This is a genomic window from Mycobacterium hackensackense (assembly GCF_025822555.1).
GTDB classification, from domain to species: Bacteria; Actinomycetota; Actinomycetes; order Mycobacteriales; family Mycobacteriaceae; genus Mycobacterium; species Mycobacterium fluoranthenivorans.
In genome coordinates this window covers 62529-82912 of the sequence record NZ_JACKUC010000021.1, presented here as the reverse complement: position 1 = coordinate 82912, position 20384 = coordinate 62529, and the positions used below count along the sequence as shown (strand labels likewise).

Genomic DNA, 20384 nt, shown 5'->3' with positions numbered 1-20384 from the left:
AACTGGCATCCAAAAAAACAGCCACCCACCAAACTCAGGAAGACGGGAATCCCCCCAAAAACGAGTGGCCAAAAAACAACAAACAAAAACCACCAAACACACTATTGAGTTCTCAAACAACACGCCCGATTTCGCTCGCACAGCAATCCCGCGGCTGAAAGCCGCGGTCCGTCCTGCGGGCAGTGAGTAACTCCCCTTTAAGGGAATTTCTCTCGGATTTGGTCTTCGCTCTCCGGCCTTGGCCGTTTCGCTCTGACCTGGAATAAGTTACGGCAGGGCTAACAGCGAGTCAAATCGCCAGGTCAGAGACCTATTTTCGCTGGTCAGAGCCGGTGACCCGACGCACCCCGGCAATGTGGCGCTTGCCACGCCGCAACACCAACCAACGGTCTCGCAGAAAGTCCGTCGATTGTGGTATCCATTCGCCGTTTTCCACCCGTGCGTTATTGACGTACACCCCGCCCTCGGCGACTGCCCGCTTGGCTTCCCCACGACTCTTGGACAGTCCGGTCGCCACCAACAGGTCGGTGATGGCGTCCGGATCACCCGGCGCCAACTCGGCGACCTCCCCGTTGGCCGCTTCCGTCAACGCCGCCGTGAGCGTGGATTCGTCCAGGTCAGCGATTTCCGCGCGGCCGAACAGCGCCTGACTGGCCAGCTCCACCGCATCGGTGGCCGCCTGTCCGTGCACCAGGGTGGTGAGTTCGCGCGCGAGCCGGCGCTGCGCGGCGCGTTCGTGCGGCCGCTCTTCGGTCGCCTCGCGAAGCTCCCCCAGCTCCTCGGCGTCCAGGAAGGTGAACCAGCGCAGGTAGCCGAGGACATCGGCGTCCCCGGTGTTCACGAAGTACTGGTACCAGGCATACGGCGACGTCAGCTCGGGGTCCAGCCACACATTCCCGCCGCCGGTCGACTTGCCGAATTTCTTGCCCTCGGAGTCCGTGACCAGGGGTGTCGTCATCGCGTGCACCGTCGCACCGGATTTCTGCCGGACCAGCCGCGCCCCGGCCACGATGTTTCCCCACTGGTCGGAACCGCCGATCTGCAGCGCGCAGCCGTGCCGTTGGTGCAGCTCGACGTAGTCATTGGCCTGCAACAACATGTAGCTGAACTCCGTGTAGGAGATGCCGTCGCCTTCGAGCCGGCGCCGCACGGTGTCACGGTCGAGCATCACGTTGACCGAGAAGTACTTGCCGATATCGCGCAGAAACTCGACGGCCGACAGCTGCCCGGTCCAGGACAGGTTGTTCTCCACGATGGCACCGGTCGGCGAATCGTCGAACTCCACGAATCGCTCCAGTTGACCGCGGATCCGGTCCGCCCAGTCGGCCACGGTATCGGCGGTGTTCAGCGTGCGCTCCCCGGTCTCGCGCGGATCGCCGATCATGCCCGTCGCACCGCCGGCCAGCACGATCGGTCGATGTCCGGCCTGCTGGAATCGGCGCAGGGTCAGCAGCGGTACCAGATGCCCGGCATGCAGGCTGGGCGCGGTCGGGTCGAATCCCGAATAGACCGTCATGGGACCGGCGGCGAGATCCGATGCCAGCGCGTCCCGATCGGTCGACTGCGCGATCAGCCCGCGCCATTCCAGTTCTTCGAGGATTCCGGTACTCACGCTGTCGATCTTTGCCTACCGCGCCGCTCAGTCGCTACCGCCCGGCGCCGGAGCCCGCGGGCTGCGCCGGTAGGCCGACACCTCGGGATGGCCGGGCAGCCAGAATCGCCACGGCCGATCGGCGGCGGTGCTCACCCCCACCCTCGGGCCGGCAACGCCATTGACACGGCCGGCGGGCGGCTTGAGCCTGATCCGGACCTCACCTGCGTCATCGTCGAGGTCGATTCCGTTGTCCGTCATGAGAATTCCCAAGGCTGAGCACAGATTTCCCGGGCCGCGCGCCAGCGCTGCCGTGGGGACGGCCAAACCCCGGCGACTACGCGCCACCTCCTCACCCCCGGTGATCACCGCGGACCGCAGCAGCACGGCGGCTGCGAAACCCTCAGTGCCACATACGACATTGGCGCACACGTGGATCCCGTAGCTGCGGTAGGTGTACATCCGTCCAGCCGGACCGAACATCACCGCATTGCGCGGGCGCGGCCCTCCGTAGGAATGTGCCGCCGCATCCGGCCATGGCTGACCCGGCGGGCCACCGTAGGCCTCCACCTCGACGATCGTCGCCAGCACGCCACGGCTCTCGAGTTCGGCGCCCAGAAGCGACCGCGCGGCGGTCACCGGGTCGACTGCCAGCGCATCCAGACTCCCCCGTCGCTCCGACCGCCCCATGCCCTCAGATTGTGCCCGCCCCTTGACAGCCCCACCCTCCGAGCGCACTATTCATCACATGATGACTTCATCGAATGATGAATTAATTCGCGGGCGTGCGGAGCCCGCGATCTCCATCGAGAATCTGCAGGTCGTCCGCGGCGGCCGACCCGCGATCGCCGATCTGTCCGTGCAGATCGCCCGGGGCACCATCACCGGCCTGCTGGGTCCGTCGGGCTGCGGAAAGACCACCCTGATGCGGGCCGTCGTCGGGACCCAGATCGTCGCCTCGGGCACTGTCACCGTGCTCGGCCGGCCCGCCGGCTCCGCCGACCTGCGCCGCCGCGTCGGTTACGTCACCCAGGACGCCACCATCTACCGCGACCTGCGCGTGATCGACAATGCCCGCTACTTCGCCGCCCTCTACGGTTGCGACGCGCAGGCAGCCGAGGACGCCATCGCCGCGGTGGGGCTGAGCGATCACCGAACAGCGTTGTGCGACAACCTGTCCGGCGGTCAGCGCACGCGGGTTTCGCTGGCTTGCGCATTGGTGTCACGGCCGGACCTCCTGGTGCTGGATGAGCCCACCGTCGGGTTGGACCCGGTGCTGCGGGTCGACCTGTGGGAACAGTTCGACCAGCTGGCCCGGGCCGGAACCACTCTGTTGGTGTCCAGCCACGTCATGGACGAAGCCGACCACTGCGGCGACCTGCTGCTCATGCGCGAAGGCCGCCTCCTCGCCCACACCACGCCCACCCGATTGCGAGAGGACACAGGATGTTCGTCACTGGAGGAAGCGTTCCTGTCCGTCATCCGGCACACCACCGCAGCCGCCACAAGCTGAGCCCACAGGCCTACCTGGCCACCACCGGCAGGATCCTGCGCCAACTGGCCGGCGATCACCGCAGCGTGGCGATGATCGTCCTGGTGCCCACCTTGGTCATCACGTTGATGTACTTCATGTTCGACAATGTCGCGGGCGGTTCCCACCGCGCGGGCACGCCGTCGCCGTTCAACAACGCCTGCCTGATCATGCTCGGCGTCTTTCCCCTGATCGTGATGTTCCTGATCACCTCGATCACCATGCAACGCGAACGGGTGTCCGGCACGCTCGAGCGGATCCTGACCACCCCACTCCGCCGGTTCGACCTGCTCGCCGCCTACGGGACGGCGTTCTCCATCGCGGCAGCCGTCCAGGCCACCGTGGCCTGTGTCGTTGCGTTCTGGTTGCTGGGCTTCGACACCGCGGGCAGCCCGGCGCTGGTCTTCTTCATCGCCATCGTCAACGCGGTCCTCGGCGTGGGCCTGGGCCTGCTGTGCAGCGCATTCGCCCGCACCGAATTCCAGGCGGTGCAATTCATGCCGCTGGTGATCGCGCCGCAGCTGCTGCTGTGCGGCATCGTCGTCCCCAGGGCGGCGTTGCCCGAGTGGCTGCAGTGGGTCAGCAACACGATGCCTGCCAGCTACGCTCTGGAAGCACTGCAGCAGGTCGGCGCGTACAGCGAACCCACGGCGATCGCGCTCCGCGATATCGCGGTGGTCATCGGTTTCGCGGTCGTCTCACTCGCGTTGGCTGCGGCGACCCTGCGACGAAGGACTCCGTGACCGACCACACCGAGCGAAAACGCCCCGGACGACCGCCCGGCGCGTCGGATACCCGCGAGCGAATCCTGGATCACGCCCGGGAACTGTTCTCCCGCAACGGATTCGACAAGACATCGATCCGGGCCATCGCGACCGCCGCCGGGGTGGACGGCGCGCTGGTGCACCACTACTACGGCACCAAGCAGCAATTGTTCGCCGCGGCCATCCACATTCCGATCGACCCGATGCAGGTGATCGGCCCGCTGCGCGAGACGCCGGTCGACGAGATCGGACTGATGCTGCCGACGCTGCTGTTGCCGCTGTGGGATTCCGAGATCGGCAAGGGCTTCATCGCCACCCTGCGCTCACTGCTCGGGGGCGCCGACGTCAGCCTGGTGCGCTCGTTCCTGCAGGAGGTGATCACCGTCGAGATCGGTTCCCGGGTGGACGACCCGCCGGGTTCCGGGCCGATCCGCGTGCAGTTCGTGGCCTCGCAACTGGTGGGAGTGGTGGTCGCGCGCTACATCCTGGAGCTGGAGCCGTTCGCGTCGCTGCCACCCGAGTCGATCGCCAAGACGATCGCGCCGAATCTGCAGCGCTATCTCACTGGGGAGCTGCCGAGCCTGAGCTGACCAGACGGTCGTGCTCGGCGGTCTCGGTCACCGCGACCGCCTCGTCGATCAGCAGCACCGGAATGTCGTCGACGATCCGGTACGCGCGGCGCAGCCTGGGGTTGTACAGACACTCGCCGGCGACGTAGAGCAGCGGCCCGCGATCCTCGGGACAGACCAGGATGGAGAGAAGTTTGGTGTCGAGCACGCGAGCGACTATCCCCCGCCCAGCGGCGGGCCGCTGATGTTGAAGCCACCCAGAATGCCGCTGTTGCTCGGGTCATAGGTGTTGATGCCGATGGTGGTCGGATTCGACGGCGCCTGGGTGCGAGCCTGCGTCTTGCGCTGGAAATCGACCGTGGCCTTCAATGCGTTGACCAGCGGCGACTGATTCGGCCGCTTGTCCAGGCCTTCCTTGAGGTCGGCATAGTTACCCCGCGACGGCATGAACCCCAGGGCCCGCAGCTTGAGCGCGTCGTGGATGAGGTTGGAGATCTGGCCTCCACCCGCCCCGGTGTCGTACTCCGCGGCGATGTCATCGAGGACGTCGGCGCTGGCGACACCGGACCCGAAGGCGGCCATCAGGCCGGTGGCCACGGCGATGCCTGCGATGGCGCGGCGCCAACCGTTCGGCCGCGAAACTTCCGGTGCCATTGATCCTCCACTGCGTTTCGACGTCACGGGGAGCCTAACAGCGCCGCCGGTACCGGGCACGGGGCTCGTGGTCACGCCGGGTCGCTCCGCTGCTGACCCGCCGTCACAAGTCCCCAAGCTCAGCACGCACCGCCGCCGTCAGACGCTTGTACTGACTCGTATCGGCGTCGAAATACCAACTGTTACGCGACGCCTTCGGGATCCCCGCCGCACGTAGCGGGCCGACCAGCGGACGATAGGACGCACTGAGGGTCATATGCGGTGTCACGTACACGATGTCCGGGCCCACCCCGACGGGCAACGCCGCCAGCGCCTCGGAGACCTCCGCGCTCGGCACGCTGCCGCCCGGGCGCAACGTCACCGCCGTCACCGCGAGGATGCGGCCGCCGGACTCCAGGCTGTAGGTGACCGACAGGTCGACCGCGCCGACGCGGCTGACGGCGTCGTTGACCGCAGCGGTGAACACCGGTCCGCGCTCGGTGCGGATGACTGCGCTGCGGTTGTCGACCAGCCAGTAGTCACCGTCCTCGTCGCGGCGGAACAGCGATTCGGTGGACACCCAGGTGTCCGCCGGCGCGAAGACACCCCGCTTGACCGGTGCGGTCGGGTCGACCGGGCCACGCGGTTGCGCGAGCAGCACACCCACCTCGTTGACCTGCGCCAGCCGCACGAACCCGTGCTCGTCCTCCAGGATGATGTCGTCATCGGCGTCATAGGCGGCCAGTTGCACGCGGCCACCGCCCGGCAACGGCCTGCCCTTGCTGCCGAACTTGACGCCCGACACATTGGCCAACACGGCCTGCCCGTCGGTGGTGGCGAAGAACTCCACCACATGCGCCGGATCGAAGACCTCGACCACCCGCCGCCACAGGCCCGTCGGCATACCGGATCCGATGAACAGCCGCACCGGGTGATTGCCGGACAGCACGAACGACGGATCGTCGATGACCTCACCCAGCATCGCCCAGGTGTAGGACACCACCGTCACGCCGTACTGACGGATCTCGTGCAGGAAGCGATCCGGTGTCAGCCCCCGGGACAGGGCGATGCGCGCCCCGCCCACCACGGCGCCACCCAGGCTCACCAGCAGCCCCGACTGGTGGTGCAACGGGGTCAGGCAGTACACGGTGTCGCGGTTGCCCAGATTGGCCGCCGAAGCCGTGCCGAACGCCGACAACGCCCACCGGAAGTTGGTGATCTGACGGGGCACCAATTCGCCGCCGGCGCTGGCGAACGCCACAAAGGCCAGGTCCCGGGCGAATCCGGGGTTGGGCCGATACCACCCCGGCAGCTCGACCTGATCGGGATCGATCTTCTCCATATCGGTGACGTCCGCATCCCCCTGCAGATTCAGGTCACGCGATTCACCGCCGCCGAGGACCAGCACCCGGATGCCAAGCCCGCGGGCCACGTCGAGGTTGCCCGGGTCGGCGAGCACATCGGCGATCCCGCCCAGGCGCACCACCTCGTGCAGGTCGGCATCCGGCGGGATCAGCACAGCCACCGCACCGAGCCGGGACAGCGCGGCGATGGCGACCAACGCGCTGGGGCGGGTGTCCATCAGCAACCCGACCCGCACACCCTGCCGGATACCGACCCCGATCAGGCCGCGCACCACGTTGTTGACGCGACGGTCCACCGCTTCGTAGGTGTGCACGCGGCCGTCGAACAACAGGAACTCGCCGTCGGGATTGTTCACGGCCTGTTCGGACATGATCCGACCCAGCGAGATCCGGGTGTGGTCATTCACCTGCCCCAGACGCGCCAGTCTGGGCAGCGTGCGCGCGGTCTCGACAGCCAGCGTGCGTGCCGATTTCTGAGCTGCCACAACGGCATCCGCTGCGGTGCGGGCCAGGCCGAACGCCACCTCGGTCGCCGCCGCGGTACCCGCGGCCACCCGGGAGGCGAACGGGACACCGCTGTCCGTCGCCGCGGTCTCCGACCGGACCGCCATCGGCACCACACCGTCGGGTAGCGCCCCGTCGCCGCCGCGCCATTTGACCCACGCGGCAACCGTCGGCCACGACTGAGCGGCCGCCTTGGAACCTACGACGAGACCGAAATGTCCAGTCCTGATCAGATATTCGTACACATCGGCCTTGGGCGCGGCGCGCTTGATCCCGCGTACCGAGGCCGGCTGGCCGATATCGTCGACCTCACCGACCACCGCGAGGATCGGGCAGTCGATATCGGCGAGGGTCACCAGATCCCCACGCACGGAGAACCCACCGGACATCATCCGGTTGTGCGCGATGAACTGCTTGAGCAGTTCGGAGATCGCCGGTCCCGACCAGGCGATCCAGCCCTCGGAGTCCAGGAAGCGTCGCTGCTGTTCGCGCGGCAACAGCGCCTCGCGGTCATGCAACTGGCGCAGGAAGTCCAGCCGGGCCTGGGCGGTCTTCAGCGGATCCAGCATCTGGAAACCGGTGCGCGCCAACCACCCTGGAATGTCGATACGGGAGAAGACGTGGTCGGCCATGAAGTTCGCCGCCACCGCCCCCATGTTCGGGGGGATACCCATCGGCAGCGCGGCCAGGGTGTCCACCGGCGAACCGAAGGTGATGATGCTCGCCAGGTCCTTGGCGCGGCGGTAGGCCGCGGTCTGGTAGCAGAACATCCCGCCCTGGGAGTAGCCGATCAGATGGACGTCATGCCCGGTCACTCGTTTGACGGTGTCGACGGCCTCGCTCAGCGCGACCACGTGGTCGGCAAGGTTGCGCTGCATCCCGCCCTCGACCTGGTCGGGTGAGCCGAAGTCGATGACCCAGGGATCGAGTCCCGAGGCGTGCAGGATCCCGGCGGCGCCGTCGGCGCGGGTCACGTCCCACATATCGGCCGACATCATCATCGGGTGCACCATGAGCACCGGCGCACCGGGTGCCGCCGCACCCGGACGGCTGTCCGGCGGAAAATATCGGCGCAGCTTGTACATCGGGACGCTCTCGATGATCTGGTACGGCGACGGCACCGCGCCGGTCTCCAGGCCGCCGTAGCGGAGCACCTCGATCCCGTTCTGGGCGGTGGCCAGAAAACGGCCGACCGGTCCGGTGATCAACGAGAAATCGACCAACGCCCGCTCCCCTACGTATCACGAGTCCAATCCCCCGATTGCCCCGACATCATGGCACAGCAACAGCTGCCGGCCACCGCGAATATGGTCGGTGAATGGACGTCACGCGGTCCGCCTAGCCTTAGGGGGACATGGCGCATCTTCTCGGGGCAGAAGCCCTCCACCTCGAATACCCGACCAAGGTCGTCTTCGACTCCGTCTCCCTCGGCGTGAACGAAGGAGACCGGATCGGAATCGTCGGCCGAAACGGCGACGGCAAATCCAGCTTGCTGGCCATGCTGGCCGGCCGGGTGAAGCCGGACGGCGGCCGGGTCACGGTGCGCGGCGGCGTGCGCATCGGCGTCCTCGACCAGGCCGACACCCTGGACCCCACCGACACCGTCGGGCACGCGGTGGTCGGCGATACGCCCGAGCACGAATGGGCGGGTGACCCGCGCGGGCGGGATGTGATCGCCGGTCTGCTCAGCGACCTGGACTGGCACGCGGTGCTGGGCACCCTGTCCGGCGGGCAACGCCGCCGGGTGGCACTGGCCAGGCTGCTGGCCGGCGACGACGACGTCCTGGCACTCGACGAGCCGACCAACCATCTCGACGTGGAGGGCATCACCTGGCTGGCCGAGCATCTGAAACGGCGCTGGAGCCCGAACGCCGGCGGACTCCTGGTGGTCACCCACGACCGCTGGTTCCTCGACGAAGTGTGCACGGTGACGTGGGAGGTGCATGACCGGATCGTGGAGCCGTTCGACGGCGGCTACGCGGCCTACATCCTGCAGCGGGTCGAGCGGGACCGCCAGGCCGCCACCATCGAGGAGCGGCGGCAGAACCTGGCCCGCAAGGAGCTGGCCTGGCTGCGCCGCGGCGCACCGGCGCGCACGTCGAAACCGAAATTCCGGATCGACGCCGCCAACGCCCTGATCGCCGATGTCCCGGAAATCCGCGACAAGGTGGCACTGCAGTCGCTTGCCGTGACGCGACTGGGCAAACAGGTGATCGACCTGCTCGACGCGTCGGTGAGCTACGACGGCCGCGAGGTGCTGCACGGCGTCGAATGGCTCATCGCGCCGGGTGAGCGCACCGGCATCCTCGGCGTGAACGGAGCAGGTAAGTCGACGCTGCTCGGCCTGGTCGACGGTTCGGTGCAGCCGACCGAGGGCCGGGTGAAGCGCGGTAAGACGGTGAAGGTCGCGACGCTGACCCAGGGTGTGGACAAGCTGGCCGGACACCTCGACGACCCGGTACGGGTGGTGCTGACCCAGCTGGCCAGCACCTACACCTTCGGATCGGGCTCCAAGGCCCAGGAACTCACGCCCAGCCAACTGCTGGAACGCCTGGGCTTCGCCAGCGCCCAGCTGTCCACCCCGATCAAGGACCTCTCCGGCGGCCAGCAGCGCCGGCTGCAGTTTCTGCTCATCCTGTTGGAGCAGCCCAACGTGCTGATCCTCGACGAGCCGACCAACGACCTGGACACCGACATGCTGGCCGCGATGGAGGACCTGCTGGACTCGTGGCCCGGCACGCTGATCGTCGTCAGCCACGACCGGTACTTCCTGGAACGGGTCACCGATCAGCAGTACGGGATCCTCGGCGGCCGGTTGCGGCACCTGCCCGGCGGCGTGGACGAGTACCTCCGGTTGCGCGCCTCGCATGCCGCCCAGACCGGCCCCGCGCCGGCCAAACCCGTGGCCCGGGAAGGGCTCTCCGGTGCCGATCTGCGGGCCGCGCAGAAGGAAGTGGCCTCGATCGAACGCAGGCTGGAGAAGCTGACCGGACAGATCGACACGGCACACCAGCGCCTTGCCGAACACGATCAAGGCGATTTCGAAGGGCTGCAAGGGCTTACCGGCAAGCTTCGCGACCTGGAGACCGAGGTCGCCGAACTCGAGGAGAAATGGCTGGAGCTCACCGAGATGCTGGGCTGAGTCTCGCAGTGCCCCGGTTACGATGAGCCGGTGCGCTACTTGCTGATGCCGGTGACGCTGTTGGTCCGTCACTTTCCACAGCTGGTGGCCTGTTATCTGCTCGGCTACCTCGGCCGTACCGCCGCCATCGAGTGGGCGGCGTGGGCCGGCTACGACAATGACCTCTGGGCGTCGCTCATCATGCCGCTGGCCGGTATGGCGCGGCTCGGCTCCTATGTGGGCATGTTCCTGGTGCTGCGCAGCGGCATCCCCGCACTCGCCGCGCTGCCACCGCGCCCGTCCCGCCAGATCGACGTGTTCGCCACCATCATCGTGCCGTTCTTCGCGATCTACCTGGCCTGGCAGATGTTCCGGGAGGACTGGCTGTCCTTCGAGTACCGCGGCCTGTATTACAAGCTCGGCGCGATGTCCACGTCGAGCGGTCCGGTCGAGTTACATCCGGAGCTGCTGCCCGTAAGCACGGTCACCATCGTGATCATCGTCGCCGCACTGGTGGCCCGATTCCTGTTCGGCCGGTTGAAGGACAAGATGCCTGCCTGGCTGCTGCCGGTCCGCGTCTACCTCGACACGCTGTGGGTGTTCCTGGTGCTCACCTTCTCGGCGAGTCACGGTGTGACGTTCCTGATCAATCCGTCGGCATGGGTGTCGGAACGACGGATCATCGTGTGGTTCAACGACACCCGCGAAGGCGTGTTCTCGCACTTCCACCCGCTGGAGGCGGCCTGGGACGGCGCGATGTGGGCGCTGAGAACCGTGTTCGGCGGTGCGGCGGTACCGCTCATCTGGCTCGCCGTCGCGTGCATCGTCTACGGCGCCACAACCAAGCCCGACTGGCACGCCGCCGCCCGGCGCGTCGGCGGGGACCGGGTCGGCAGGTGGATCGATCGCTCCGCGACCACCCGCACCCGGCTGAGCAGCGGGTGGAAACGCATTCCCGGCAAGGTGCGCAACGAGGTCCACGATCAGTTCACCGGACAGCTCGGCAAGTTCAAACCCATCACCGACTCGGCCCACGTCATCGCCGCCGGCGGTATCTTCGCGGTGTCGCTGTACGTGCTGGCCTATCTCGGCCTGGCCTGGCTGGACATGTCGGGCAGCTTCTTCCGGGCGCAATTGGGGTCGGGGTACCTGTTGCGTGGGATGGCCTGGCTGCTCGGTCCGCATGACATCACGTTCTGGTACGGCACGTGGGACCTGATGGCACTGGTCTCGCACTCGATCATCGAGCCGCTGCGGATCTGTCTGATCGCGACCACGCTGGCTTGGTGTCTGGACCGCAGCGCTGCGGCGACACCTGCACGGCCTACAGCCGAAGTCGGATCAGAATCGAGCCATCCGATTTCCTGACGTCGACGGCTGTCGGCTCGGCGCTCGCCGGAATCAGGAAGCTCCACTCCATCGCCGTGGCCGCACCGCACGGCGCCCCGGCGACGGCGCGCCAGGACCGGTCGCCGTCGACGAGGTAACCGGTGCAGGGAATCCCGTCGGCCGGCGATCCCGATCGTTGGACGGCGACATTCATCCGGACGGTGCCCTCGGGGACCGGCGCCCCGGACCCGAGCTGCGTCGTCGAGCGACTGACATTGCGGACCGACCAGGTCAGCCCGTCGACCTCGATCGGTTCATGCGCGGCGGCTTCGTGCGCCGGACGGACGGTGCGCGCATAGTCCTCCCACGACGGCAGCAGGGTGAACCAGGTGATCGCCGTCAGCGTTACGGCTGCCACACCCGTTCCGATGAGATTGCGCTGCCACAGTCGCGTCGTCATGTCCCGACCTGCGTTCCCGGCGGGATTTGGATGAGGTCGGTGCGCTGCACCCGCGAATCATCAAGACCAATGGTGAAGACCAGCCGGGAGTCCTGCCGTCCGTCACCGGTCCACGCGCGCACGGTGATGTCGCCGCGCCCCGGCGCCACGAGTTCGGCGGGCACGTCGAAGACCCACGACCCGCGCACGGTGATACCGGGAACCAACGAGCCGGCGAGCGGCATGAATCCGAGGCGCTGGGTGAGCGCATACGTGTTCGGCCCGACGAGCAACTGGACGGTCGGCACCTGGTCGGTCCGGGTCGTCATCGCCTCGCCGTCCACCGCCACCCAGGTGCTCACCGCGTCGACCAGGATCGGACGGTACTCCTGCTTGCGGATCCGTGGGCCGATGCGCACGCCGGTGACCTGCGCCGTGAGGGTCCGGCCGGTGGCCTGTTGTCCCATCCCGGCGTCGACGTCGAACGGGGCGTACACGTCGTCAGGGGCGGGCAGGTTGTGCCACATCCACGCCGCGACCGCCACAACCACGGCGGTGGCCAGGGCGTAGGGCGCCCGCATCACGGCCGGCCTCCGACCGGGACGGTCAATTCACCGTAGTCGTTGCCCAGAATCCAGCCCTGCCCGGCGGTCACGTTCAGCCTCCGCATTTCTTTCCAGACCCGGACGGGCAGCTGGCTGCCGACCGACAGCGCGGCCTCCGGCAGCTGCCACAGCAGCACGATCTGGTCGGTGAGACCGGGACCGAGCCGCCCCGCGATCGTCCCGTCTGCCACCCGCATCGGCGCCAGCACCCTGGCCCGCGGCTGATCGACCAGTTGCACCGGCTTGTCCACCACGCCGGGCAGCGTGCCGATGTTGTGGGCGGTGACCACCAGACCGAGATAGCGGCTACCCGGTTGCGCGGGGAACAGCAGCCGGTTACCGGCCCGCAACTCGTTCACCAGCGTGGCGCGCTGCACCGTCATCTCGAACTCGCCGGTGTTGAACTGCTCGCCGGGTTTGAGCTCGGTGACCTGCTTGTTCACCGTGTCCAGCCCACCGAACGCAGCGGTGCCCGCGAGGACCACGATCAGCCCGGCCCGCCGCCACTGTGTGACACCCCAGCCCGAAAGCCACCGCCGGACACGCCCGGTGACGGTCACGGTGCTCCCCCCGGGCTCCATGGCTGCCGATGATACCTAGCGCAGCCGGACCCTCAGCAGGTCGAGTGCGTCACGCACCGCGCCCAGTTGCTTGGCCACCTGGACGGGCGCGGTACCGCCGCGGGCATCGCGGGAGTCGACCGAGCCGGCGATGGTCAGCACCTCACGCACCTCGGCGGTCAGCCCGGGATGGATGCCGGCGAGTTCGTCGTCGGCGAGTTCCTCCAGGCCCACCCCGCGCGCCTCGGCCGCTTTGACCGCCGCGCCGGCGGCCTCGTGCGCGACGCGGAACGGGATGCCCTGGCGCACCATCCATTCGGCGATGTCGGTGGCCAGCGTGTAGCCCAGCGGGGCGAGTTGCGCCATCCGGTCGGTGTCGAAGGTCAGGGTGCCGACCAGTCCGGCCATCGCCGGCAGCAGCAGCTGCAGCTGCGCCACCGAGTCGAACACCGGCTCCTTGTCTTCCTGCAGATCGCGGTTGTAGGCCAGCGGCTGCGCCTTCAGGGTGGCCAGCAGGCCGGCCAGGTTGCCGATCAGGCGACCGGACTTGCCGCGGGCCAACTCGGCGATATCGGGGTTCTTCTTCTGCGGCATGATCGAGCTGCCCGTCGACCAGGAGTCGTGCAGCTTGGCGTAGCCGAATTCCGTTGTGCTCCAGAGGATGATGTCCTCGGACAGCCGGGACAGGTCCACCGCGATCATCGCGAAGACGAACGCCGCCTCCGCGGCGAAATCGCGGGATGCGGTCGCGTCGATCGAATTGTCCGCCGCCGAGGCGAATCCGAGCTCCGCGGCGATGGCGTCGGGATCGAGTCCCAGCGACGAACCCGCCAGCGCCCCGGAACCGTACGGGGACACCGCTGCCCGCTTGTCCAGATCGACGAGCCGGTCGGCGTCGCGCAACAGGGGGTGGGCGTGCGCCAGCAGGTGATGGGCCAGCAGCACCGGCTGCGCGGACTGCAGGTGCGTCTTGCCCGGCATGATCGCCGTCGGGTGCGTGGCGGCCTGGGTGGCCAGCGCGGCCGCCACGTCGAGCACACCGTCACCGACGGTCTTGATGGCGTCGCGCAGCCACATCCGGAACAACGTGGCCACCTGGTCGTTTCGCGACCGCCCGGCCCGCAGCCGGCCACCGAGTTCGGGCCCGACCCGGTCGATCAGGCCGCGTTCCAGCGCGCCGTGCACATCCTCATCGGTGGGCAGCGGACCGAAGCTGCCGTCGGCGACGTCTTCGCCGAGGCTGTCCAGGCCGGCCAGCAAGCCGTCGCGCTGCTCGTCGGTGAGCAGCCCGGCGCGGTGCAGCACCCGGGCGTGCGCCTTGGAGGCGGTGACGTCATAGGGTGCCAGCACCCAGTCGAAGTGCGTCGACTTGCTCAGCGCGGCAAGGGCTTCCGAGGGTCCGTCGGCGAACCGGCCACCCCACAGCGACCCTTCGTTGGTGCTCACAACCCGAGGTCGCGCTTGGCCGAGATCTTGCTGGACAGTCCGTGCACGTGCACGAACCCCTTGGCCGAGGACTGGTCGAAGCTGTCGCCCTCGTCGTAGGTGGCCAGATTGAAGTCGTACAGCGAGGTCGGGCTGCGCCGCCCGTTGACGGCGATGTGCCCGCCGTGCAGCACCAGCCGGATCTCGCCGGTCACATGCTCCTGGGTGTGCGCGACGAACGACTCGAGGGCGCGCTTGAGCGGTGAGTACCAGAGTCCGTCGTAGACCAGCTCGCCCCACTTCTGGTCGGTGCCGCGCTTGTAGCGGCCCAGCTCGCGCTCCAAGGTGACGTGCTCCAGCTCGGTGTGCGCCGTGATGAGCACCATCGCCCCGGGAGCCTCGTAGATCTCGCGGCTCTTGATACCGACGAGGCGATCCTCGACCACGTCGAGCCGGCCGACACCCTGGGCACCGGCCCGACGGTTGAGTTCCTCGATGGCCTGCAGCACCGTGACGGGCCGACCGTCGATGGAGGTCGGCACACCCTTTTCGAAGCCGACGATGACCTCGTCGGGGGTGCTCCAGTTGAGCGTCGGGTCCTCGGTGTAGTCGTAGACGTCCTTGGTCGGCGCGTTCCAGAGGTGCTCCAGGAAGCCGGTTTCCACCGCGCGCCCCCAGACGTTCTGGTCGATGGAGAACGGTGAGCGCTTGGTCACGTTGATCGGGATGGCGTTCTCCTCGGCGAAGGCGATGGCCTTCTCCCGGGTCCACGCGTAGTCACGCACCGGGGCCAGCACCTGCAGGTCGGGAGCCAGCGACGCGAACCCGACCTCGAACCGGACCTGGTCGTTGCCCTTGCCGGTGCAGCCGTGTGCGACGGTGCCGCCCTTGTGCTCGCGGGCAGCGGCCACCAGGTGCTTGACGATCAGCGGCCGGCTGATGGCCGACACCAGCGGGTAGCGGTCCATATAGAGCGCATTGGACTGGATCGTCGGCAGGCAGTACTCGTTGGCGAACTCGTCGCGGGCGTCGACGACGACGGCCTCGACGGCCCCGCAGTCGAGGGCACGCTGCCGGACCACCTCCATGTCTTCGCCGCCCTGGCCGAGGTCGATGGCCACGGCCACGACCTCACGACCGGTCTCCTTGCCGATCCAGCTGATCGCGACCGAGGTGTCCAGACCGCCGGAATACGCCAGGATGACGCGTTCGGACATGCAAAATCTCCTAATTTTCTCGGTTCTCGGAACTGCTATTCACTTCAAGTTTTCGAACATGGTCGCGAGCTCGGCGCCGGTCATCGGCTCACGCGCTATCACGAAGATGGTGTCATCACCGGCAATGGTGCCGACAACCTGGGGCAACGACGCCCGGTCGATGGCACTGGCCAGGTAGTGCGCCGCGCCCGGCGGAGTGCGCAATACGGCGATGTTCGCGCTGGCGTCGGTGGACACCAGAAGTTCGCCGAGCAGCTTCGTCACCCGCTCGGTGCCACCGGACACCCCACGCACCGGGCTGCCGTCCTCAGGCACGACGTACACGCCGACCCCACCGTCGGCGCCGCGCAGTTTCACCGCGCCGAGCTCCTCCAGATCCCGCGACAGGGTGGCCTGGGTGACGTCGATCCCCTCCTCGGCCAGCAAGGCCGCGAGTTCCGTTTGGCTGCTGATCGGATTCGACGACAGCAGCGTGACGATGCGAGCCTGTCGTCCGACGCGGGTCGGCGAGCTCATGATCAGGACCGCTCCAGCAGCCACACCAGCAGCGCCTTCTGCGCGTGCAGCCGGTTCTCGGCCTCGTCGAACACCGCGCTCTGCGGACCGTCGATCACCTCGTCGGTGATCTCGTGTCCACGGTGCGCCGGAAGGCAATGCAGCACCACCGCATCCGGGTCGGCGAGCTTGACCAGCTCGTGGTTGACCTGGAACGGGCGGAACGGGCGTACCCGGTCCAGACCGTCGTTCTCCTGACCCATCGACGTCCAGGTGTCGGTCACCAGGACGTCGATCCCCTCGGCGGCGGCCTTCGGGTCGCTGCTGAGGGTGACGGTCGCCCCGGTCTCGGCGGCGCGGCGTTTGGCGGCGTCGACGAACTGCGGATGCGGTTCGAACCCGGCGGGCGCGGCGATCGTCACGCTGATTCCTGCGGTGACGCCGCCCAGCATCAGCGAATGCGCCATGTTGTTGGCGCCGTCGCCGAAGTAGGTCATCTTCAGCCCTTTGAGGCCGGATATCCCGCCCTTGCGTTCGGCCAGCGTCTGCAGATCGGCCAGCACCTGGCAGGGATGGAACTCATCGGAGAGCGCATTGACGATCGGCACCGTGGCACCACTCGCCATGGCGGTCAGGCGTTCCTGGGCAAAAGTGCGCCACACGATGGCATCGACATAGCGCGACAGCACCACCCCGGTGTCCTCGAGGGTTTCCTCGCGACCCAGCTGGGTGCTGCGCCCATCGACCACCACGGCGTGCCCGCCCAGTTGCGCGATCCCCATTTCGAAGGAGAACCGGGTGCGGGTCGAGTTCTTCTCGAAGATGACGGCCACCCCGCGGGGACCCTCCAACGGGCGCTTGCTGAACGGCGCCTTCTTGAGTTCGGCGGCCAGGGCCAGCACCTCGGCCTGTTCGGCCGGGCTCAGGTCGTCATCGCGGAGGAAATGTCGCAGTGTCATGAGGCGTCCAGTATCGCGGGCAGGGCAGTGAGGAACTGCTCGATCTGCGCTTCGGTGATGATCAGCGGCGGGGCCAGCCGGACCACATCGGGTGCGGCGGCGTTCACCAGGAAGCCGGCGTCGCGGGCGCCCGCCTCGACAGCCTTGGCGCTGGGTGCGGTGAGCACGATGCCCTGCAACAGGCCCTTACCGCGGACGTGGTCGACGAGCGGATGGCCCAGTTCTTCGATCCCATGGCTGATGGTCTTACCCAGCACTCCGGCTTTGGCGATGAGATCGTCGTCGGCCAGGGCTTTGAGCACACCCAGGGCTGCCGCGGTGCACACCGGGTTACCGCCGAAGGTGCTGCCGTGCAGGCCCGGGGTGAGCAGGTCGCCGGTCGCGCCGAGGGCCAGGCAGGCCCCGATCGGCAGGCCGCCGCCGAGGCCCTTGGCCAGGGTGACGATGTCCGGGGTGATGCCGTCGTGCTGATGCGCGTAGAAGGCGCCGGTACGCCCGACACCCGTCTGCACCTCGTCGAGCACCAGCAGCGCACCGTGTTTCGCGGTGATCTCACGCGCCTTGACCAGATAACCGGCCGGTGGGACGACCACGCCGCCCTCCCCCATGATCGGCTCGAGGAACACCGCCGCGGTGCTGTCATCGACGGCCCGTGCGAGCGCCTCGGCATCGCCGTAAGGCACGTGGGTGACATTTCCGGGCAGCGGCTCGAACGGCGCCTGCTTGGCCGGCTGGCCGGTCAAGGCCAGCGAGCCCATGGTGCGGCCGTGGAAAGCGCCCTCGGCGGCAACGATATTCGTCCGCCCGGTCAGCCGGGTGATCTTGAAGGCGACCTCGTTGGCCTCGGTGCCGGAGTTGCAGAAGAACACCCGCGCGGGATGGCCGAGGTGGTCGACGAGTTTTTCGGCCAGCGCGATTCCCGGCTCGGTGGCATACAGATTCGAGGTGTGGCCCAGCGTGTTGAGCTGCGCGGTGACGGCGTCGATGACCGCCCGGTGGCGATGGCCGAGCAGGTTCACCGCGATCCCGCCGAGCAGGTCCAGGTAGGACTTGCCGTCGACGTCGGTGACCACCGCGCCCTCCCCGCTGGCCAGCGCCAGCGGCGGAGTGCCGTAGTTGTTCATCATCACCGCTTCCCAGCGGGTTTGAAGACTGAGTTGATTCGCCAAGTCGCTCATGAGCCGACCACCTTCGTACCGGTCCCTTCGTCGGTGAACAGTTCTACGAGCACGCAATGTTCGACGCGGCCGTCGATCACGTGGGCGCTCGGCACGCCGTTGGTGACCGCGCGCAGGCAGGCCTCGATCTTGGGCACCATGCCCGACTCGAGGGTCGGCAGCAGTTGTGTCAGTGTGGCGGTGTCGATCTCGCTGACCAGTGAGGCGCGGTCGGGCCAGTCGGTGTAGAGGCCTTCGACATCGGTGAGCATGAGCAGCTTCTCGGCGCCCAGCGCTTCGGCGACCGCGGCGGCTGCGGTGTCGGCGTTGATGTTGTGCACCACACCGTCCTTGTCCGGAGCAATGGTGGAGATCACCGGAATCCGGCCGGCGGCAATGAGATCGAGCACCGCCGCGGCGTTGACCTGCTCGACGTCGCCGACCAGTCCGATATCGGTCGGCACGCCGTCGACCAGTACGCTGCGCCGCACCGCGGTGAGCAGGTGGGCGTCCTCGCCGGTGATCCCGACGGCGTACGGGCCGTGGGCGTTGATCAGCCCGACCAGTTCGCGGCCGACCTGACCGAACAGCACCATCCGGGCCACATCGAGCACTTCCGGTGTGGTGACCCGGAATCCGCCCTTGAACTCGCCGTCGATACCGAGCTTGTTGAGCATGGCGCTGATCTGCGGACCGCCGCCGTGCACGACGACCGGGTGCACACCGCAGTTGCGCAGGAAGACCATGTCGGCGGCGAAGGCGGCCTTGAGGGTGTCGTCGGTCATGGCGTTGCCGCCGTACTTGACGACGACGATCTTGCCGTTGAGCTGCTTGAGCCAGGGCAGCGCTTCGGCCAGCACCTGGGCTTTGGTGCTGGTGGACGTGGTCCCGGTGCTCACGATGAGTAGGCCGAGTTCTCTTCGACGTACCCGTGCGACAGGTCGGTGGTCCTGACCGACGCGGTATCGGTGCCCACGGCGAGGTCGATGACGACCTCGATATCGGCGCCGGACAGATCGGCCTCGCGGGCACCGGGGGCACCGGCCCCGTCGATGCACACCGGATAACCGTTGAACGACACACTGATCCGCTGCGGATCCAGCTTCACCGGCGCAATGCCGACGGCGGCCAGCACCCGGCCCCAGTTCGGATCCGAGCCGAACAGCGCGGTCTTGACCAGGCTGTCGCGGGCCACCGCGCGGGCGGCCACCAACGCATCGTCCTCGCCGGTGGCGCCCTGGACCGTGATGGTGACCCGCTTGGTGACACCCTCGGCGTCGGCCTGCAGCTGGGCGCACAGATCGTCGCACACGGCGAACACCGCGTCGTCGAGATCGTCCTGGTTGGGCGTGATCTCGCTGGCGCCGGAGGCCAGCAGCAGCACGGTGTCGTTCGTCGAGCAGCTGCCGTCGACGTCGAGGCGGTCGAAAGTCCTTGCGGCGGCGCGCCGGAGTGCGGTGTCCAGCGATTTCGCGTCGGCAACCGCGTCGGTGGTGATGACCACCAGCATGGTGGCCAGCGACGGGGCGAGCATGCCCGCACCCTTGGCCATGCCGCCGACGGTCCAGTCCCCGGGGTGATGCAGGGCGACCTGCTTGGGCACGGTGTCGGTCGTCATGATGGCTCGCGCGGCCTCTTCGCCACCGGTGAGTCCACCGGCCATCTCGTGCACGATCTCGGTGACCCCGGCAAGCACCTTCTCCATAGGCAGCCGGTCCCCGATGAGGCCGGTCGAGCACACCGCCACCTCGATGGCGCCGGTCTCGGTCCCCCAGTCGGACAGCGCCGCGGCGAGTGCCTCCGCGGTGGCGTGGGTGTCCTGGAATCCCAGTGGGCCGGTGCAGGCGTTGGCGCCGCCGGAGTTCAGAATGACCGCGCGCAACCGCCCGGTGGTGAGCACCTGTTGGGACCACTGCACGGGCGCGGCCTTGATCTGGTTGCGGGTGAACACTCCCGCGGCACCGTGATCAGGACCTTCGTTGAACACCAACGCCAAGTCCAGCGCACCGGATGCCTTGATACCGGCCGAGATTCCGGTGGCCCGGAAACCCGCGGGGGCGGTGACGCCCTGAGTACGGACGAGTTTCCCGTCCCGGGTCACGTCGTTCTTGCCGTCGGCGC

At 67.8% G+C, this 20384-nt stretch carries 21 protein-coding genes; 6 read left to right on the top strand and 15 right to left on the bottom strand.

Annotated features, from left to right (window positions below):
• Nucleotides 1–190 (top strand): hypothetical protein (locus H7J86_RS01135; RefSeq protein WP_267288829.1); only part of this gene is annotated, 190 nt, incomplete at its 5' end.
• A 120-nt stretch (nt 191–310) separates the two neighbouring features.
• Here H7J86_RS01135 and tyrS read toward each other — a convergent pair.
• Together tyrS and H7J86_RS01125 are read right to left on the bottom strand one after the other, a co-directional pair.
• The gene (tyrS, locus tag H7J86_RS01130) at nt 311–1612 is read right to left on the bottom strand and encodes a tyrosine--tRNA ligase (RefSeq protein ID WP_170847503.1); all 1302 of its coding nucleotides are present in this window, start codon (nt 1610–1612) and stop codon (nt 311–313) included.
• 27 nt (nt 1613–1639) lie between these two features.
• Entirely contained in the window at nt 1640–2281 is a 642-nt protein-coding gene (locus H7J86_RS01125) for a DNA-3-methyladenine glycosylase (protein ID WP_267288827.1), read from the bottom strand.
• A gap of 58 nt (nt 2282–2339) precedes the next feature.
• On the opposite strand from H7J86_RS01125, the gene H7J86_RS01120 reads away from it, so the two are divergent.
• From H7J86_RS01120 to H7J86_RS01110, 3 genes are read left to right on the top strand one after another with little or no spacing between them, the layout of a single operon-like run.
• Nucleotides 2340–3104 carry an ABC transporter ATP-binding protein gene (locus H7J86_RS01120; RefSeq protein ID WP_267288825.1) on the top strand — a complete coding sequence of 255 codons (765 nt, stop codon included), beginning with the start codon at nt 2340–2342 and terminating at the stop codon, nt 3102–3104.
• Nucleotides 3038–3865 carry an ABC transporter permease gene (locus H7J86_RS01115; RefSeq protein WP_090364231.1) on the top strand — a complete coding sequence of 276 codons (828 nt, stop codon included), beginning with the start codon at nt 3038–3040 and terminating at the stop codon, nt 3863–3865. The genes H7J86_RS01120 and H7J86_RS01115 overlap by 67 nt, the downstream gene beginning before the upstream one ends.
• Nucleotides 3862–4476, top strand: coding sequence for a TetR/AcrR family transcriptional regulator (locus H7J86_RS01110; protein ID WP_267288823.1), 615 nt, complete (start codon nt 3862–3864; stop codon nt 4474–4476). Before H7J86_RS01115 ends, H7J86_RS01110 begins: the two co-directional genes overlap by 4 nt.
• Here the strand turns inward: H7J86_RS01110 and H7J86_RS01105 are convergent.
• The 3 genes from H7J86_RS01105 to H7J86_RS01095 all read right to left on the bottom strand — a co-directional run bounded on the left by H7J86_RS01105 (nt 4448) and on the right by H7J86_RS01095 (nt 8179).
• Nucleotides 4448–4663 (bottom strand): Trm112 family protein, encoded by a 216-nt coding sequence (locus H7J86_RS01105; RefSeq protein ID WP_267288821.1) that lies wholly within the window; start codon nt 4661–4663, stop codon nt 4448–4450. The two genes, H7J86_RS01110 and H7J86_RS01105, sit on opposite strands and share 29 nt — an antisense overlap.
• An 8-nt stretch (nt 4664–4671) precedes the next feature.
• Nucleotides 4672–5109, bottom strand: coding sequence for a hypothetical protein (locus H7J86_RS01100; RefSeq protein WP_090364235.1), 438 nt, complete (start codon nt 5107–5109; stop codon nt 4672–4674).
• A 103-nt stretch (nt 5110–5212) separates the two neighbouring features.
• Complete coding sequence (locus tag H7J86_RS01095) at nt 5213–8179, bottom strand: acyl-CoA synthetase (RefSeq protein WP_267288819.1); 2967 nt, start codon at nt 8177–8179, stop codon at nt 5213–5215.
• A 131-nt stretch (nt 8180–8310) separates the two neighbouring features.
• Here H7J86_RS01095 and H7J86_RS01090 point away from each other — a divergent pair, with 131 nt between their 5' ends.
• Together H7J86_RS01090 and H7J86_RS01085 are read left to right on the top strand one after the other, a co-directional pair.
• Nucleotides 8311–10098: an ABC-F family ATP-binding cassette domain-containing protein gene (locus H7J86_RS01090; protein WP_267288817.1), complete on the top strand. Its 1788-nt coding sequence runs from the start codon at nt 8311–8313 to the stop codon at nt 10096–10098.
• A 30-nt stretch (nt 10099–10128) separates the two neighbouring features.
• Nucleotides 10129–11445, top strand: a complete 1317-nt coding sequence (locus tag H7J86_RS01085) for a hypothetical protein (RefSeq protein ID WP_267288815.1) — start codon at nt 10129–10131, stop codon at nt 11443–11445.
• Here the strand turns inward: H7J86_RS01085 and H7J86_RS01080 are convergent.
• The 10 genes from H7J86_RS01080 to argJ are packed head-to-tail and all read right to left on the bottom strand — an operon-like array spanning nt 11402 to nt 20364.
• Nucleotides 11402–11866, bottom strand: a complete 465-nt coding sequence (locus tag H7J86_RS01080; RefSeq protein WP_267288813.1) for a hypothetical protein — start codon at nt 11864–11866, stop codon at nt 11402–11404. The genes H7J86_RS01085 and H7J86_RS01080 overlap by 44 nt on opposite strands.
• A complete protein-coding gene (locus H7J86_RS01075; protein WP_267288811.1) occupies nt 11863–12429 on the bottom strand; it encodes a hypothetical protein in 567 nt (188 codons plus the stop codon). Before H7J86_RS01075 ends, H7J86_RS01080 begins: the two co-directional genes overlap by 4 nt.
• Nucleotides 12426–13031 carry a hypothetical protein gene (locus H7J86_RS01070; protein WP_267288809.1) on the bottom strand — a complete coding sequence of 202 codons (606 nt, stop codon included), beginning with the start codon at nt 13029–13031 and terminating at the stop codon, nt 12426–12428. Before H7J86_RS01070 ends, H7J86_RS01075 begins: the two co-directional genes overlap by 4 nt.
• A 15-nt stretch (nt 13032–13046) precedes the next feature.
• Nucleotides 13047–14456: an argininosuccinate lyase gene (gene argH / locus H7J86_RS01065; RefSeq protein WP_267288807.1), complete on the bottom strand. Its 1410-nt coding sequence runs from the start codon at nt 14454–14456 to the stop codon at nt 13047–13049.
• Nucleotides 14453–15652, bottom strand: a complete 1200-nt coding sequence (locus H7J86_RS01060) for an argininosuccinate synthase (RefSeq protein ID WP_090364246.1) — start codon at nt 15650–15652, stop codon at nt 14453–14455. Before H7J86_RS01060 ends, argH begins: the two co-directional genes overlap by 4 nt.
• A 39-nt stretch (nt 15653–15691) precedes the next feature.
• Nucleotides 15692–16168 carry an arginine repressor gene (locus H7J86_RS01055; RefSeq protein ID WP_090364248.1) on the bottom strand — a complete coding sequence of 159 codons (477 nt, stop codon included), beginning with the start codon at nt 16166–16168 and terminating at the stop codon, nt 15692–15694.
• Nucleotides 16169–16170: 2 nt separating this feature from the next.
• Complete coding sequence (gene argF, locus H7J86_RS01050; protein ID WP_090364249.1) at nt 16171–17106, bottom strand: ornithine carbamoyltransferase; 936 nt, start codon at nt 17104–17106, stop codon at nt 16171–16173.
• Nucleotides 17103–18284 (bottom strand): acetylornithine transaminase, encoded by a 1182-nt coding sequence (locus tag H7J86_RS01045; RefSeq protein WP_267288805.1) that lies wholly within the window; start codon nt 18282–18284, stop codon nt 17103–17105. Before H7J86_RS01045 ends, argF begins: the two co-directional genes overlap by 4 nt.
• Nucleotides 18281–19162 (bottom strand): acetylglutamate kinase, encoded by an 882-nt coding sequence (argB, locus tag H7J86_RS01040; RefSeq protein ID WP_187095892.1) that lies wholly within the window; start codon nt 19160–19162, stop codon nt 18281–18283. The genes H7J86_RS01045 and argB overlap by 4 nt, the downstream gene beginning before the upstream one ends.
• Nucleotides 19159–20364 (bottom strand): bifunctional glutamate N-acetyltransferase/amino-acid acetyltransferase ArgJ, encoded by a 1206-nt coding sequence (gene argJ / locus H7J86_RS01035; RefSeq protein ID WP_267288835.1) that lies wholly within the window; start codon nt 20362–20364, stop codon nt 19159–19161. The genes argB and argJ overlap by 4 nt, the downstream gene beginning before the upstream one ends.
• Nucleotides 20365–20384: the final 20 nt, after the last annotated feature.